This window comes from Symbiobacterium ostreiconchae, assembly GCF_055396975.1.
On the sequence record NZ_AP042454.1, the window covers coordinates 739,748 to 756,154 of the forward strand.

At 64.2% G+C, this 16,407-nt stretch carries 11 protein-coding genes and 2 pseudogenes; 5 read left to right on the plus strand and 8 right to left on the minus strand.

What is annotated here, in order from left to right; all coding sequences use genetic code 11:
- Positions 1-37: 37 nt before the first annotated feature.
- Complete coding sequence (locus ACZ5UM_RS03640) at positions 38-1,630, minus strand: N-acyl-D-amino-acid deacylase family protein (protein WP_464848268.1); 1,593 nt, start codon at positions 1,628-1,630, stop codon at positions 38-40.
- 167 nt (positions 1,631-1,797) lie between these two features.
- Here ACZ5UM_RS03640 and ACZ5UM_RS03645 point away from each other — a divergent pair, with 167 nt between their 5' ends.
- The 3 genes from ACZ5UM_RS03645 (at position 1,798) to ACZ5UM_RS03655 (ending at position 3,948) form a co-directional block, all read left to right on the plus strand.
- Entirely contained in the window at positions 1,798-2,091 is a 294-nt protein-coding gene (locus tag ACZ5UM_RS03645; protein WP_273380254.1) for an RNA recognition motif domain-containing protein, read from the plus strand.
- 183 nt (positions 2,092-2,274) lie between these two features.
- The gene (gene rodA / locus ACZ5UM_RS03650) at positions 2,275-3,378 is read left to right on the plus strand and encodes a rod shape-determining protein RodA (RefSeq protein WP_464847006.1); all 1,104 of its coding nucleotides are present in this window, start codon (positions 2,275-2,277) and stop codon (positions 3,376-3,378) included.
- An 18-nt stretch (positions 3,379-3,396) separates the two neighbouring features.
- Positions 3,397-3,948, plus strand: coding sequence for a hypothetical protein (locus tag ACZ5UM_RS03655; protein WP_464847007.1), 552 nt, complete (start codon positions 3,397-3,399; stop codon positions 3,946-3,948).
- A 47-nt stretch (positions 3,949-3,995) separates the two neighbouring features.
- On the opposite strand, the gene sdhB is transcribed toward ACZ5UM_RS03655, so the two are convergent.
- The 3 genes from sdhB to ACZ5UM_RS03670 are packed head-to-tail and all read right to left on the minus strand — an operon-like array spanning position 3,996 to position 7,208.
- Positions 3,996-4,751, minus strand: coding sequence for a succinate dehydrogenase iron-sulfur subunit (gene sdhB / locus ACZ5UM_RS03660; RefSeq protein ID WP_464847008.1), 756 nt, complete (start codon positions 4,749-4,751; stop codon positions 3,996-3,998).
- Positions 4,752-4,766: 15 nt separating this feature from the next.
- Positions 4,767-6,548, minus strand: a complete 1,782-nt coding sequence (gene sdhA, locus ACZ5UM_RS03665) for a succinate dehydrogenase flavoprotein subunit (protein ID WP_464847009.1) — start codon at positions 6,546-6,548, stop codon at positions 4,767-4,769.
- A gap of 12 nt (positions 6,549-6,560) precedes the next feature.
- Positions 6,561-7,208: a succinate dehydrogenase cytochrome b558 subunit gene (locus ACZ5UM_RS03670; protein ID WP_464847010.1), complete on the minus strand. Its 648-nt coding sequence runs from the start codon at positions 7,206-7,208 to the stop codon at positions 6,561-6,563.
- A 355-nt stretch (positions 7,209-7,563) separates the two neighbouring features.
- On the opposite strand from ACZ5UM_RS03670, the gene ACZ5UM_RS03675 reads away from it, so the two are divergent.
- Together ACZ5UM_RS03675 and ACZ5UM_RS03680 are read left to right on the plus strand one after the other, a co-directional pair.
- Positions 7,564-8,265 carry a hypothetical protein gene (locus tag ACZ5UM_RS03675; protein ID WP_464847011.1) on the plus strand — a complete coding sequence of 234 codons (702 nt, stop codon included), beginning with the start codon at positions 7,564-7,566 and terminating at the stop codon, positions 8,263-8,265.
- A gap of 828 nt (positions 8,266-9,093) precedes the next feature.
- Complete coding sequence (locus ACZ5UM_RS03680) at positions 9,094-10,704, plus strand: transposase (protein WP_011196386.1); 1,611 nt, start codon at positions 9,094-9,096, stop codon at positions 10,702-10,704.
- Between the two features lie 294 nt (positions 10,705-10,998).
- Here the strand turns inward: ACZ5UM_RS03680 and ACZ5UM_RS03685 are convergent.
- The 4 genes and pseudogenes from ACZ5UM_RS03685 to ACZ5UM_RS03700 all read right to left on the minus strand — a co-directional run.
- Positions 10,999-11,622, minus strand: a pseudogene (locus ACZ5UM_RS03685) (group II intron maturase-specific domain-containing protein); the annotation flags it as partial.
- Positions 11,623-11,798: 176 nt separating this feature from the next.
- Positions 11,799-13,112, minus strand: a complete 1,314-nt coding sequence (ltrA, locus tag ACZ5UM_RS03690) for a group II intron reverse transcriptase/maturase (protein WP_273381634.1) — start codon at positions 13,110-13,112, stop codon at positions 11,799-11,801.
- A 553-nt stretch (positions 13,113-13,665) separates the two neighbouring features.
- Positions 13,666-14,331 (minus strand): annotated as a pseudogene (gene ltrA, locus ACZ5UM_RS03695) (group II intron reverse transcriptase/maturase); the annotation flags it as partial.
- 585 nt (positions 14,332-14,916) lie between these two features.
- Positions 14,917-16,212, minus strand: a complete 1,296-nt coding sequence (locus ACZ5UM_RS03700; RefSeq protein ID WP_464847013.1) for an IS110 family RNA-guided transposase — start codon at positions 16,210-16,212, stop codon at positions 14,917-14,919.
- Positions 16,213-16,407: the final 195 nt, after the last annotated feature.

The following is a 16,407-nucleotide window of genomic DNA, read 5'->3' on the forward strand; positions in this document are numbered from 1 at the left end:
TGTCGTGCGCCGCACAGGCCACCCCGGCGGCCGGCCCTCAGTCCTCACCCCGCCGGATGATCCGGCCGTGGCGCCCGCCGATCCACTCGCCGCCGTCCACCACCACGTGCCCGTTGACCAGCACGTAATGGATGCCCTCCGGGTATTCCTGGGGGCTCAGCCAGGTGGTCCGGTCGGCGATGGTCTCGGGATCAAAAACGACGATGTCCGCGTACTGCCCGGGCTTCAGGTAGCCCCGGCTCTTGAGGCCCAGCTCGTCCGCCACCTGGCCGGTGGACTTGCGCACGGCCTGCTCCAGGGTGAGCAGCCCGCGCCTGCGCACCAGCTCTTCAAACAACTGCGGGTACGTGCCGTACGAACGCCGGTGGAACGCGTAGCTGCGGGCCTCCGCAGCCGTGGCCAGCTTCGGCTGGGCTTCGCCGTCCGTGGAGACCAGTGACCAGTCCTCCTTCAAGAAACGGTGCATTGCGCTCTCGCTCGAGACCAGCGCGACGATCCGGGTGGAGGGATGCCGCGCCAGCAGCTCCCGGGCAGCGCCGGCCTCCGGCAAGCCCAGGGCCGCGGCGGCTTCCGCGACGGTCAGCCCCTGCAGCTCCTCCGGCACGCCGTCGACGATCAGCAGGTGCTCCGGCGGCAGCGCAGACGCCCACTCCGAGAGCGGCCGGTTCACCGCGTAATCGGGGGCCAGGTACGGGTAGACGTCCGCGAAGACCCGCTGCCCGGCATCCCGTGCCTCCTCGATCAGGCGGACGACCTCGTCCTCCTTCGCCCAGTTCCGGTAGTGCACGATCTTCAGGTGGGAGAGGTTCACGGGCACCCCGGCCTTCCGGCCGATCTCCAGGGCTTCCTGCACCGCCTCCACCACCGCATCGCCCTCGCTGCGCACGTGGGTGGCGTAGATGCCGCCGTAGGGCGCGGTTTCCCGCACCAGGGCCGCCACCTCGTCGGTCGGCGCAAAGGAGCCCGGCTGGTACTCCAGCCCGGTGGAGAGGCCGAAGGCCCCGTCCTCCATGCCCTCGCGCACCAGCCGCTTCATCTCCTCCAGCTGCCACTCGCCGGCCGGCCCCTGCGCCCAGCCCATCACGTGCCCGCGCACGGATCCCTGCCCCAGGTACGTGCCGTAGTTGACGCCCGTGCCCTCCTCTTCCAGCTGCGAGAGGAACGCGCCGATGTCCACCGGCGACCGGCCGTCCACCCCGCCGATCTCGGCGGTGATGCCCTGCATCAGCGAGGCCTTGGCGTCCCGCTCGATGAACGGGTTCAGCAGGTCGTCGTGCGTGTGTGAATGGGGGTTGATGAAGCCGGGAGCAACCACCAGGCCCGCGGCGTCGATGACCCGCTGCGCGGTGTAGGGGCCAATGTCGCCCACCGCGGCGATCCGGTCGCCGTCGATCGCCACGTCGCCCCGGTAGCGGGGCGCGCCCGTGCCGTCCACAATGGTGCCCCCGACGATCACCAGTTCATATGCTGTTGGCGTGACCTCCACCGCGGGCGGGTCGTCCGCCTGCAGCCCGGGTGGATCGGCGCCGTCCGCGCCGCTTCCGGCAGGCCCAGTGCCGGAACCCGCGTGCGGTGCAGAACAGCTGACGAGAAGCATGAGACCGAGTAGTGCCGCGACCAGTCTGGGCACCAAGGCACTCCCTCCCTTTCGGGTGATTTTACTTTAACCAAAGGCACACCGGCGGTCAAACCCTCTTGAAACCGGGCCAGCCCTACGTGTAAACTGAAAAAAGCATCGCGACGTTGCCCCAGGGCATCGGCTGCGAGAAATTCACAGAGACGGGAGTACGAGAGCAGATGGCCAAGACCCTTTATTTCGGTAACCTGCCGTGGGCAGCCACCAGCGACGACCTGCACAACGCCGTCTCGCAATACTGCGAGGTCATCTCCGCTCGCATCGTCACAGACCGCGAGACCGGTCGCAGTCGCGGGTTCGGGTTTGTCGAGGTGCCCGATGAGGCGGCTCAGCTGGTCATCGATGCCCTGAACGGCGCAGAGTGGGCGGGGCGCCCCCTCACCGTCAACGAGGCGCGGCCGCGCGATGGCAGGGGCAGCCTGGGCCTGCCGACGCCCAAGAAGGTGCAGCCGTAACCACTCGACGATAACCGTGCCACCTGCGGGTGGCACTTTTTTTGGGCTGGGGGGCGATTCCGCCCCTCCCATTTTGTGCGTCCGGGCCAAGAAGAAACCAAGAGGGGATTGACCCGGTCCAACCGAATGGTATAGGGCTGTAAGGGGGTGTTCGCACTGTACTGGCACGGCCGCTTCTGGAGAATGATCGATTGGCCGCTCTTCGCCATCGTCCTCGCCATCACCGCCATCGGCTTCGTCGTGATCTCCAGCGCCGCGCCGAGCTACGAGGTCAGGGCAGATCTCATCAAACAGGCGGCCGCCCTCGTGATGGGCATGGTCGCCTGGGTGATCCTGCTGCTCCTGGACTACAACGAGCTGCGGACCCTCTACTGGTGGATCTACGGTTTCAACGTGCTCATGCTGCTGGCCGTGGTCGCCTTCGGCGTCGAGGTCATGGGCAACAAGAACTGGCTGGACCTGGGCGTGATCATGGTCCAGCCCTCGGAACTGGGCAAGGTGCTCCTGATCATCACGCTGGCCAGGCAGCTCGACGGCATGGAACGGCTGGAGGCCTGGTGGCATCTGACGCCCCCGATCCTCCACGTGCTGCCCGTGCTGGGCGCCGTCGTCCTGCAGAAGGACCTGGGCACGGCCCTGGTGTTTGCCGCGATCGCCGTCGTCATGGTCTACGGGCGCGGCTTTCCCGGCCGGAAGCTCCTGGCCGCCTTTGTGCTGCTGGCCGGGCTGGTGGTCGGCTCGGTCTGGAGCCACTACACGTACGGCACCGTCTTTCCGCTGAACATCAACCCGGGCCAGTGGGACCGCATCGACGCCTTCCTGTACCCGGAGAAGGACCCCCAGGGGGCCGGCTGGCAGGTCCTGCAGTCCAAGATGGCCATCGCCAGCGGCGACATCTGGGGCAAGGGCTACGGGCAGGGTCAGTACCAGCAGAACGGCTGGCTTCCCTTCCCCCACACCGACTTCGTCTTCGCCGCGCTGGTCGAGGAGTGGGGGTTCGTCGGCGGCGCCGTGCTGCTGGGCCTGTACGCGCTCCTGTTCCTGCGGCTGGCGCTCATCGCGTTCTCCGCCAACGACCGATACGGCACGCTGCTCGTGGTGGGCGTGGCCGCCCTGTTCGGCGCCCATGTGCTGGAGAACGTCGGGATGACCATGGGGCTCATGCCGGTCACCGGCATTCCGCTGCCCTTCGTGAGCTACGGCCCCACCGCCCTGCTCGCCAACATGGCCGCCATCGGCCTGGTCCAGAGCGTGGCTGCACGACGGGAGCCGCTGCCCTATGACTGATAAAGGAGAGGGTTGACATTGGCGCTGCCTGACTGGGTCCGCGGCATGCTGCTTCGCCCGGCTGAGACCTTTGCCCAGGCGCAGACGCACATGCGCTACGCGTACCTCTGGATTCTGCTCTCGGTCTTCACGGTTGAGGCGGTCATGCTGCTCTACCATCCGGCCATCCGCTCGGCCGTGCCGTCGGTGCCGGCCGGGGCGCTTCTCTTCAACCTCCTCAACCTGCTGCTGATGCTCTTCGTCATCCAGGCGGCGCTGCTGTACTGGAGCAGCCGGCTCTTTGGGTGGCAGATCCAGCTTCAGGAGGCGGCGAAGTATACGGGGCTCATCTGGGTGCTCTTCCTGGCTGAGGACATCGTCACCTTCATCCCCTACCTCACGCAGCGGGACGCGCTCGTGCTCCTGTTCTCGTTCCCGTTCCTCATCTGGCGCGTGGCCGCCCAAACGGCAGGGGTGCACCGCATCTCGGGCCTCTCCCGGGCCCGTTCCCTGGGCCTTGTGCTCACCGCCACGCTGCCGTGGAACCTCCCCCTGCTCTACCTCAACTGGAGCAGCCTCGCGGGGCTGTAAGAAGCGGGTTCGCCGCCCGGCATGGGGTCGGCGAACCCGCTTTGCTCTTATTCCCAAAGCGCCTTCTTGAGCGAGTAGACCGTGAGCTGCCGCTGGATCTCGGCGATCGAGGTGGTGAGCGGAATGCCCTTCGGGCACGCCCGCACGCAGTTCTGGGCGCTGCCGCACTCCATCACGCCGCCGGGGCCCATGAGCGCTTCCAGCCGCTCGTGGGCGTGCATCTTGCCGGTGGGGTGGGCGTTGAAGAGGCGCACCTGGGAGATCGGCGCCGGGCCGATGAAGTCGGTCTTGTCGTTGTAGTTGGGGCACGCCTCCATGCAGCAGCCGCAAGTCATGCACTCCGACAGCTTATACATCCACTCCTGGTCAGCGGGCGACTGACGGGGCCCGGGGCCCAGGTCGTGGGTGCCGTCGATGGGAATCCACGCCTTCACCCGCTTCAGGGCCTCGAACATCCTGGAGCGGTCCACCATGAGGTCCCGCACCAGGGGGAACGACTTCAGCGGTTCGAGGACGATCGGCTGCTTGAGGTCGTCCACCAGGGCCGAGCAGGCCTGCCGGGCCTTGCCGTTGATCACCATCGAGCAGGCGCCGCAGACCTCCTCCAGGCAGTTGGAATCCCAGACCACCGGCGTGGTGCGCTTGCCCTCCGCGTTCACCGGGTTGCGCTGAATCTCCATCAGGCAGGCGATGACGTTCATCCCAGGACGGTACGGGATCCGGAAGTCCTCCCAGTAGAAAGGCTTCTCCGGTGCCTCCTGGCGCCTGATGCGCAGTTCGATGAACCTCTTCTGATCGGCCACGGTTCCCGTACCCCCTTACTTCTTCGTGTAGTCCCGCTTGCGGGGCTGGATGTGGGTGATGTCCACCGGCCTGTAGGTGAGCTCGGGCCCCGACTCGGTGTGGCGTGCGATGGTGGTCTTCAGCCAGTTCACGTCGTCGCGCTCGGGGAACTCAGGCTTGTAGTGCGCCCCGCGGGATTCGTTCCGGGCCAGGGCGCCCTTGGTGATGACCTCCGCCAGCACCAGCATGCCGTGCAGCCACCGGGTGAACACGGCCGGCTGGTTGGAGTGGCTGCCGGTGTCGGGCACGCCGATCCGCTCGTAACGCTCCTTCAGCTCGCTGAGCTTCACCAGGGTCTCTTCCAGCTTGGCGTTGTAGCGGACCACGGTGACGTTGTCGGTCATGACCTTGCCCAGCTCGTCGGCCAGCACGTAGGGGTTCTCGGGACCGTCCATGCGCAGGATGCGCTGGTACTTGGCCTCAGCCTCGCGCACCGCCGCCTCGAAGATGGACTCGGGCAGCTCCTCCGCCGGGGTGGTGTTCAGCCCCAGGATGTACTTCACCGCCGCCGGGCCGGTCACCATGCCGTCGAAGACGCAGGAGACCAGGGAGTTGGCGCCGAGCCGGTTGGCGCCGTGGTGCTGGAACGAGGCCTCGCCCGCGGCGTAGAGCCCGGGGATGTTGGTCATGAAGCTCTTCGGGCTCTCGATGTCCATGTCGTTGTTGGCCTTCTTCTCGTAGCCCGCCCAGAGGCCGCCCATGGTGTAATGGACGCCGGGGAAGATCTTCATCGGCACCTTGGTGGCGTCGTCGCCGACGAACTTCTTGTACAGGTCGATCAGGTTGCCGATGCGCCGGCGCAGGGTCTCAGCCGGGATGTGGCTCACATCCAGGTAGACCATGTTCTTGCCGTCGACGCCCAGCTTCTGGTTGACGCAGACGTCGAAGATCTCGCGGGTGGCGATGTCGCGCGGCACCAGGTTGCCGTACTTCGGGTACTTCTCCTCGAGGAAGTACCAGGGCTTGCCGTCCTTGTACGTCCAGACGCGGCCGCCCTCGCCGCGGATCGACTCCGACATGAGCCGCAGCTTGTCGTCGCCGGGAATGGCGGTGGGATGCACCTGGATCATCTCGCCGTTGGCGTACCAGGCGCCCTGCTGGTAGACGATGGCCGCGGCGGAACCGGTGTTGATCACCGAGTTGGTGGACTTGCCGAAGATCATGCCGATGCCGCCGGTGGCCATGATGACCGCGTCGGCCTTGAAGGCCCGGAACTCCATGGTGCGCAGGTTCTGCGCCGTGCAGCCGACCACGCGGCCCTCGTGCAGCACGAGGCCGGTGAAGTCCCAGCCCTCCCATTTGGTGACCTTGCCGTCCACCTCGTGGCGGCGCACCTGCTCATCCAGGGCGTAGAGCAGCTGCTGCCCGGTGGAGCCGCCGGAGAACGCGGTGCGGTGATACAGCGTGCCGCCGAAGCGCCGGAAGTCGATCAGCCCCTCGGGCGTGCGGTTGAAGGGCACGCCCATCCGGTCGAAGAGGTAGATGATGCCCGGGGCGGCCTCGCACATCGCCTTGACCGGCGGCTGGTCGGCCAGGAAGTCGCCGCCGTAGATGGTGTCGTCGAAGTGGATCCAGGGGGAGTCGCCCTCGCCCTTGGTGTTGACCGCGCCGTTGATGCCTCCCTGCGCGCACACAGAGTGGGAACGCTTGACGGGGACCAGCGAGATCAGATCGACATGGAACCCCGCCTCGGCAGCCTTGATGACCGCCATCAGTCCAGCGAGACCGCCGCCAACGACAATGAGATTGCGTCGCACAACCGTTCCCTCCTACAAGCGGAATGCGAACAGGGCGGTGAGGCCCATGGCCGAGATGAGCACGAACAGCAGGTTCGTGACCAGGCTGGAGACCCGCTGGCTGCGGGGGCCAATCGTGATCCCCCAGGTGATGAGGAAGGTGTACAGGCCGTTGGCGAAGTGGTACGCCGCGGCCACGATGCCGATGAAGTAGAACACCTTGGCTGCAGGACTCGCGAAGGCGTCAGCCACGATGTTATAGCTGGGCAGGCCCGGCAGCTCGGGGTTCGCGTCGTAGACGCCCAGCGCCTTCTGGACGCGGAAGTGCCAGATGTGGTACGTAACGAACAAGAGCGTGATCAGGCCCGTGATGCGCTGCCACAGGAAAGCCCAGTTGCGGCCGTAGCTGTACTGCGAGACGTTGTGCCGTGCGTCTGCTGCGATATAAATACCGTAGATGGCATGAAAATAAAGTGGCAGGAAAATGCCGAAGATCTCAATGAACAGGATGAAGGGCAGCGAGTTGATCGACAGCACGACCTCGTTGTACGCAGCTGCCCCCTGGATGGCCCGCGAGTTCTCGAACAGATGGAACACCAGGAAGAGGCCCACGGGCACAACACCGGCGAGCGAGTGAAGCCGCCGGAGCAGGAAATGATGGCGTCTCACGAACTCTCGCATTCCCTGGTACGCTCCTTCCCCCACTTGGTCTTGTCAGGATGCCCCGTCCAAACCATACTGGGCCCAGCCCGTTCGCATCACACGTTCTAGTTCGAACGTACCACAAGCACTAGACGGCCCCATTGTAGTCCTGCGTACAAAGTACTGTCAACGTTCTGAAAGACTATTGCTGGAAACAATCGCGGGAATAAGCAACGCTTATCACTCGCCTGCCTGTTTGTGCAATTCTGCACGATCCTTGTGCGCGTTCGGCCGCGGGATCTCCAGGTGCGCTGCCTCCGCGCGCGACGCGGGTACGTGCTATTCATGGGCCTTATTTCGGCCCACTTGCTTTTCTATAAGGGGAGGGAATGGCTTGTTTGACCGACTGCGCCTGTTCGTCTCCGGCGGGACGGAACACCTGATTCCGCTTGCGCAGGTCACCCGGTTGCAGGAAGCGATTGCGGCTGCCGGAGCCGAGGAGTTTCCCCTCCTGATGCGGCTGGGCGCCGCGGACCTGACCCGGCTTCAGCCGGTCCGGGCCGGGGTGCTGCTCGACGAAACCGGGCGCATGGCCCAGCGGATCGCCGACCACCGCCTGCCCACGCTCACCTTTCGCTCGGCCGCAGAGGCGGTCCTGGGCGCGCTCTTCGGCGGGGAGGGGGAGACGGAGATCGCCCGGTCCGACCTCGCCCGCATCTCCCTCACCCCGAGGGGCATCCGCATCGCGGTGCGCCAGTTCCCGCCCCCCGTGGGGTTCCGGTCCACGCCGGACCTGGAGCGCGGGTGGTTCGCCTGCTTCTTCTCTGCGCTCCGGTTCACACCGGACGGCGTCCAGGGGCTCAGAACGCCGGAGATGGGGGGCTCCGGCTCCCCCGTGGACCTGCCGGCGCTGCCGGCGCTTCCGCCCGTCACCCGCTGGCACCGGGCCTTCGTCGCCGGCCGGCCGGAGGTGGCCGAGGCGCAGTTTGCGTTCACCCCTGCCCCCGACGTGTTTCGCGATCTCCTGCACGCCCTGACCGCGGCCAGCCAGGAAGCGCTGCGGCTGCGGCGGGCGCTGCACATTGAGTTGACGTAGGCGGGGGTGGGGGGTGGGGGGTGAGCCGTGAGCAATAAGCGGTGAACGGAAGGCTGTGGGCTGTGGGCAGTGAGCACTGAGTTGGGGGTGGGGAGGACAGGCGCTGTCAGTTGTGAGCTGTGAGTTGTTTCCCGTGAGCTTCAGGCCGGGTGCCTTAACCCGGGAGCCGCAAGCCGCCGCTCAGGTTCTAGGATCAGATCGGAACCCGAAGCGAGGCACCCTGACCGAGGGTGCCTCTGTCGCATATTGAACTCCGCGGGAGCGGGTTGACCGCGATGCTTCTAGTCTGCTGGGTCGCTGTCCGTAGTTCATCGTACCGGGGATGAACATGGATTTGACGGAGACGGTGCTGCTCTTCAGGAGCCCGACGTCTATGTAGCAGCGCATTCTGCAGACCAGGCGGCGCTTTCCGGATGGGGTAACGTACTTGGGTCATCCAGATAAAGGGAGGCGCCCCCCCGAAGAAGAGAGCCAGCCCTTCGCGCGCCTGTTGTATCACGCTTCGTCGGGGCCTCCAGTACGAAGAAGGTTATGGACGGCATCTCAGAACGCGCTTCTTACCTTCGCCTCCACGTTCTCTGCGTCAGGCGTGAAGGAGCGAATCGTCGTGGCTTTGAGGGTAGCGGACGGTCTCATGGCCCAGGGTGATGTGGCCCTGGCCGCCCAGTTCGGCTGACCGGGGTCTGGAAATGCAACGAGAACTAGCTCAAGTTTCGCGTGAATAACCCGCACTCCGTACAATGGAAACCCATTGAAAAAGCATCAGTCTGAACCAATGATACATGGTGGGATTTGCCCCTCTTAAACCACCATGTGGAGGTTCGACTGATGCAGTCTCATGGTACGACGCCCGAAGTCACTGCGCAAGCCATCAAATCCACCACCCGGCATGGTTTTCTTGTCGCTCTTGGTTGGGTAGCGCAAAGGCTGAACCTGGTTGACGTGTTGAACCGGCACCTGCGGATCAATCAGAAGACCTACACCCATACGCCGGTCGACAAGGTAGTCGAGGCGTTGGTTGCCATTCTCGGCAACTGCCGCTACATGAAGGACCTGAACTTCGATCCCGAGCCGCTGGTCGCCGACCCTGCCGTAGCTCAAGCCTGGGGGCAGGAACGCTTTGCTCACTTCTCCACCGTCTGTGCGACCTTTAGCAAACTAACGGAGGAAAACGTTCAACAACTTTCCGATGCACTGGCGGAGATCCAGGCTCCCCTGCTTCAGCAGGAGGTTGCGGCGGTGGCGGGCCCAGACCGGTCCGGAATGGTCATCGTGGACATCGACCTCACCGGCCAGAAGGTTCGGGGCGAGACCAGGCAGTACACCGGTACCGACTTCGGCTACATCCAGGGGAAGTTGGCCCGAGGCTATCAGATCGCAGCCGCCTTCCTCAGCGGGAAGCAGCAGCGCTTTGCCATCGACGGCCTTCTCAAGTCCGGCAAGGCCAACAGCCGTTCCGGCGCCTGCCTGCTCGAACTGATTCCCAGGATCGAAGCCCGGATTGGTCGTCCCCTGCGGCGAGTCGAATGGGTCGAGGCATGCCTGGCTCAGCAGAAGGCTCGGGTCAGGCAGCTGTATCAGCAACTGCAGACGGTATCAGGCAAGGGCAGCGCCCGCCGGAAGCAGAAGCTGCAGCGTGAGTTCCAGGAGGAGGTTCAGCACCTCCGTGAAGTGAACCAGCGACTCCGGCAGTACCGGCAGGAGAATCGGACGAACCCGGCTCCCCTCCGGATCGTGCTGCGAGCCGACAGCGCCTTTGGCACGCCGGAGGTGATCCAGCGGCTGCTGGAGCTGGGATACGAGTTCACCATCAAGTCCTACTCCGGAAGCAATCCCGCCTACAAGCGCCTCTTCGACGCCGTGCCGGCGGAGGGCTGGGTTGAAGTCGAGAAGAACCGGTTTGCCTCCGAAGCCGTTACCGTACCTGGCCCCACTTTGCTCGCACCGTATCCGGTGCGACTGGTCGCCATGCGCCGCTGGGACGCCGATGGCCGGGAGGTCCGCAGCGTCATCCTGACTACGCTCCAGCCTGAGGAGCTCACCACGACAGAGGTCGTCAAGCTCTACCATGGACGGCAGACCATCGAAGCCGGGTTCCAGGAGTGGAAGGGAACGTTCCACTTTGGTACTCCTCGGATGCGGAAGTATGAGGCCAACGCCGCCTTCACGCAGCTGGTCTTGTTCGCCTTCAACCTGGTGCGCTGGGCTTGGCGGTTTCTGAGCACGAACTCGCCCAAACTGGCCGAGGCGGGGAGTCGACTCTTGGTACGAGTAGCGGCCCGGTGCCGAGCAACCATTCGGTGCCTCGGCGACACGCTGCGGTTGGTGTTCAGCCGGGGTACTCCCCTGGCTGGAGCTGAGATTACCCTGAACCGGGCCACTCCCTACCCATACGCCCTTTTAACACCACGAATGTCGAGTTGTTCGCGTGAAACTTGAGCTAGAGGAGGGTGACAAGGCAGGCCAGGCTCAAGTTGAGGGTTGGGCGGGCCTCGTCCCGCAGGCGTCCCGGTCCTGGTTGATCCGCCCGCCGGTGCGGCCTGCGCCGCCTACTTCCCGACTGTGCACCGCTCTCACCGCCCATTCCTCACCGGTTCACTGCTGTCACAGCCCACTTCTCACGGATCACCGCCTTCATCGCCGCCACCACCCCCACGACCCACGGCTCACAGCCCACCGCTTCCATCGCCGCCTGAGGAATCGAGTAGGAGGGGGCGGCTAACCCCCGTCCTCTCACACCACCGGACATGCGGGTCCGCATCCGGCGGTTCGCCAGGATTGACGAGTCGCTTCATAGCATTCGGTCAGGCTTATCAGCCCCTGGGCACGCCAGTAGGCGTTGCCCAGGGCGCTGTTTAGTGGGCCACCTGCCATTCGCCACGGGCCTTTGCGGCTGTTGGCGAGTTGGTAGACTACCCATTCGGGCAAACCGAGGGCGCGCAACTCCCGAAAGCGCGTGCGTACACGCTTCCACTGCTTCCATACGCATGCTCGCAGCCGACGCTTCAGCCATCCTTCGAGTCTTTCAAAGGCTGACCTGGCATCGGAGAGCGCATAGTACCCAACCCAGCCCCGCAAGTAAGCATTCAGGCGCCGGATTCGGTCCTCCATGCTCTGGCTGCGGTTGCGGTCCGTCAGCGTGCGGAGCTTGTCCTTCACGCGCTTCAGGCTCTTCGGGGCCAGCCGGATGCGCACTCCCCGGTGCTTGTAGAAGCTAAACCCGAGGAACTGCCGCTTCCACGGCCGGTCCACTGCGCTCTTCTCCTCGTTGACCTTCAGCCGTAACCGCTCCTGCAGGAAGTGGCGCACGTTCCTGTAGACCCGTTCTCCCGCCCGTTTGCTGCGGACGTAGATGTTGCGTAGAGTAGAGAACTGGCGCCGTGGCTGTAGGCTTGGCCTACTCGGTTTCTGCGGGTTTCCCCCTTGCAGTGTCTCACTAGCCTTGCCATGTCCCGGTTTCCAGCTCCCCCTCATCAAACCGGACGTGACGTTTTCCGTCATCCGGCTTTCCGACAGCGTTCACACGGAAGCATTCAGCGGTACACGAACGGTTGGCGCCTTACCTTTCCAAATAGGCGGTAAAGACCCAGTTCTTTGTAGAAGAAGCTGGGTGGGTAGTCCCTGTACCCCTTGCCTCGCCGTTTGTGCTTCTTTCGCAGGTATGCACAGAGGCTCGTGTAGACGTAGGAGTCCACCTTTATAAAGTGTCGTAGCGAATTGCCGGCAGCGAAGTATTGGCACCAGCCGCGCAGGACCGGGTTGAGGCATGCAATCTTGTCTTCCAGGGACGGGAAAGTGCCGCCCGTGGCCATGACCTTTCTGACCCTGTCACGGATGTTCTGCATGGACTTCAGCGAGGGCCACCGGTAGCAGAACCAGCGCCCTTTCTTGGTCCGCTTCATCCGGAAGTGCATTCCGAGAAAGTCGAACCCTTCCTGGGCGTCCACTACGCGGGTCTTCTCCTCATTCAGCTTTAGTCCCCATTCGGCCAGGACCCTCTTCAGCCCCTCCATGATCCGCTGCGGGTTCTTGCCGCAGAGTACCACAAAGTCGTCGCAGTACCGTACCAAGTGGGCGTCATATTTGCGCCCGGCTAGGTTGTACCGCTCCCAGAGCCTGTCAAGGACGTGGTGCAGGTAGAGGTTCGCGAGGAGTGGAGAGATACTCCCTCCTTGCGGTGTGCCCACTTCTGAGTAGGAGATTTCGCTCTCCTCCAGCACGCCAGCCTTGAGCCATGCTCGAATGAGCCGCAGGATCCACTTGTCCGTAATTCGCTGGGCTACGAGATCCACGAGTTTGTCGTGCGGAATGGTATCGAAGTAGCTGCTCAGGTCGGCATCAATTACCTTTCTGCATCCCCAGGTTACCCATTTCTGGATCTCTCTGAGTGCGTCATGCTGGCTCCGCTTAGGTCGGAAGCCATACGAGTACGGAAGAAAGTCTGCCTCGAAGATAGGCTCAATCAGGATCTTCACTGCGGTCTGGATTACCCGATCCTTCACGGTCGGTATGCCCAGGGGCCGCAACTTCCCGTTCTTCTTCGGGATGTACTTCCTCCGCACCGGTGCCGGCCTGTACGTCTTCGTGTACAGCTCCTTCTGTATCTCGGCCAGGAAGGGGCCGACTCCACTCTGCTCGATTTCCTCTATGGTTCGTTCATCGACTCCGGGCCCACCTTTGTTGGCCTTGACCCGGGTCCATGCTACCCATAACACGTCTCGGCGGTAAACCTTGTCGTACAGAACCCCGAACTTCCTGCTCTTATCCGCCTTGGCCGCCGTGTAGAGCTTCCGCTGGAGTACGCGGACCTTTTCTTGTGGCGTGTTTATAGCCGGTCGGGCAATCACGCAGCCCTTCCTCCTTAAGAAGCGTTGCTGAAGCAGAGGCCCGTCGCTGTCTGCGGTTGTGTTGTCCGCAGGGTCATCGCTACCATGGCCTCCTCCGACTCCCTGGCCGCACATTCCGCCTGAACTTTCGGGGGCCTCCCTTATGTCCTCGGTTACCCGGTGGGATGCCGGGATGCGGCAGGGTCTCGACCGTTTCTCCCGTGTGCTTTCCCTGCATGCCGTCGCTTTCACACCGGAGGTCCCGCAACAGTCATCGCCCAGTTACTCGTGCTGCAGTGACAGCCTTCGCCCGACGACTAGAGGCTCGGCAACCTCAAAACCCTGGCTCTCCCAGCGATACCCGCCAGAGCTACGCTGACGATGCTAATCCGCGTTCACTTTCGTTACGGCCTGCAGGTTCGTTTCAGTCCCTTGGCTGGGTGCGAGGACCTTTGTCGGGTCGCTTCGCCGCAGGCAGTTACCCGCCTACAGCGGACCCCAAACTACCCGGCGAACTGGGAATTCCCGGGGTGAGCACATCTCAGCTCACAAGACACACGGGCCTTCGGCCCGCGCAGTCATCGGCGTACCGGACGAAGTGGTGCCCGCGGCGCTCCAGCTCCTTGTCGAGGTCATCCAGCAGGATGTTCGCCAGCAGCGGGCTCAGCGGACCGCCCTGCGGCGTCCCTTCCTCCGTCGCCATGACTACCCCGTTCAGCATGACCCCAGCCTGTAAGTATCGCCGGATCAGCCGCAGCACTCGCTTGTCCGTTACCCGCCGTGCCACGCGGGCCATCAGCACGTCGTGGTTGACCCGGTCGAAGAACTTCTCCAGGTCCATGTCCACGACCCAGTCGTACCCTTCCTCCACGTACTGACGTGCCTTCCTGACCGCGTCATGACCCCGCCGCCCCGGCCGGAAGCCGTAGCTGGATTCGGAGAATGTCGGGTCAAAGATTGGCGTCAGTACTTGCAGGAGTGCCTGCTGGATCAGGCGGTCCATCACGGTGGGAATACCCAACATCCGCTTGCCGCCGCCCGGTTTCGGGATTTCGATCCGGCGGACTGGCTGCGGTCTGTAGGTCCCCCGGAGCAGTTCCTCACGGATGCGCTCCCACTCCGCGCGGATCTGGTCCCGCAGCCGTTCGGTGGGGACACCGTCCTCGCCTGGGGCGCCTCCGTTCCGCTCCACCCGTTTCAGGGCGGCCAGCATGTTCTCCCTGGCCACCACCTGCTCCATCAGCTTGCCTTGCTCCCCGCGGGGTGACGCTCCGCCTTGTGCCGGCTGCCCACTCCGCCCTCCCGCCGTCCCTTGCGGCTTCACCGCTACCTCCGGCGAGTAGGCCCCGTGCGGGGTTTTCTGCGTTTGTCGCGGGCTGCTCGAACGCAACGGGTTCACCCCTCTCCTGACGTTCGGCCCTTCCCGGTCGGGGCGTCCCCCTGCCGGTACTATGGCCTATCTCGATGTTATGCACTCAAACTCTCTCAATCTCGCTGGTTCGCACCATTTCGCGTCCTGCCACTTGGCTCAGACACACCCATTGGACGAAAGACTCTGACTTCTGGTGCGAGACAAACGCGGGGTGGCAGAGAAGAGCCCCGTGCGACTCTTCAGACATGCCCTGTATGCTGCCGCCTGGACGGGTCCCACGTACTCCGCCCCCGGCCACCCTATCATGTCTCCCGGGGTCCTTGCCCTCAAAGTCCTTCGTCCTGCCTAAATGGGGGCGGGTGGGGCGCTAGTACTTTGCTGCAGGGTCATGCCCTTCCAGCCATAGTTGGCTTCCCCCACCCAAAGCGGCACATCTATCGGCACACCGCCCTCTCAGGCGGCGAGACCTAACTGCTCCGCCCGCCAGGCCCCCAAGGCCCTGGCCGGATCATAGCTACACTGCTTCCTGACCAGGGTGAACAGCACCCGCAACAGCTTGCACGCCAGCGCCACCAGGGCCTGCTTGCCCTTGAGCGGGTTCTGCTGGCGAGTCCTGAAGTGCTCGTACAGCGCTCGAAACTCCCGGTTCTTGGCGGCCGCCGTCATCGCCATCTGGTACAGCACGTGGCGCAGTCCAGGCCGGCCGCGCTTGCTGATGGGCGTCCGGCTGCGGTCCCGCTGCCCCGACGTGTTCTCTGTCAGGTTGTAGCCTGCCAGCTTGCGGAGTTGCCGCCAGTCCGCATACCGGCGCAGGTCGCCTACCTCGCCTAGGAAGGCAGCAGCGGTCACCACACCGACCCCAGGCACGCTCAGCAGGTACCGGGCGAGGCCCGTCTTCTCCAACGCCTCGGCCATTGCCGCCTCCGTCTCCGCCAACCGTTCCTTCCAGAAGATCACTTCTTGGAGGATCTGCCGCAGCTGGAGCCGGGCGGCGTCCAGCCCGTACGGCACCCCTATAGACCGCCGAGCCGCTTCCTGCAGGTCCTGGGCCCGCCGGAGCCCAACCCGCCGGTTGCTGGCAGCCCGGAGTTCCGCCGCCAGCTGAGTCACTGGCACCGCCAGCACATCCTGTGGAAACGGCCGGTACTGCAGCACATACAGCGACGCCTGACCGAGCGGGTCGGCAAACACCTCCGTGTACTCCGGGAAGTACTCGTCCAGGAGCGCCTGCAGCTGGTTCAGGGCGGCGTTCAGCTTCCGCCGGTGTTGCTGCCGGGCCTGGGTTAGGATCCGCAGTTCTGCATAGACCCCGTCTGGCAGATACGGCACGGAGAACCGGCCTTGCAGGACCAACTGGGCGTTGAGCCAGGCGTCTTTACGGTCGTTCTTCGTGGGCGAGTTATCGTCCAGTTCCTTGCTCGCCTTGACATGGGCCGGGTTGACGATGACCACCGTGAAGCCCGCCTGCTGGAGATACCACGCCAGCGGCTTCCAGTAGTGCCCGGTCGGTTCCATCCCCACCACCACGCGGGTAGCGCCAGCCTTCTCCTTCGCTCGTGCGATCTTTCCCAGTAGACGGTCGAACCCTTCCCTGCTATTCTGGAAATGGAAGGGGCTGCCCACGGGCACCTCGGTCACTCCGTCGACCACCCAGGCCCAGTGCTTCCGCTTGGCGATGTCGATACCGACCACCACCGTGGGTTCACCTCGGACCAGGGCCAATTTCCTGGCTCGCTGCTTCAATTGCATTGCGTTCCGTGACCTCCTGTTACGAGTGGTGATTACCTTTCACACCCTACCGTATCAGGAGGCCTTTACTTTTCTCAACGCCGTCCTACATCATTACAGGACTGCTTTGCTGACTTCTGCCGGTTCAGCCGGGCCTCTCGGCCCGGGTTACCAGCGTTGCTGGCGTTCCCGGCAGACCTCCCCGGGTAAGGACGC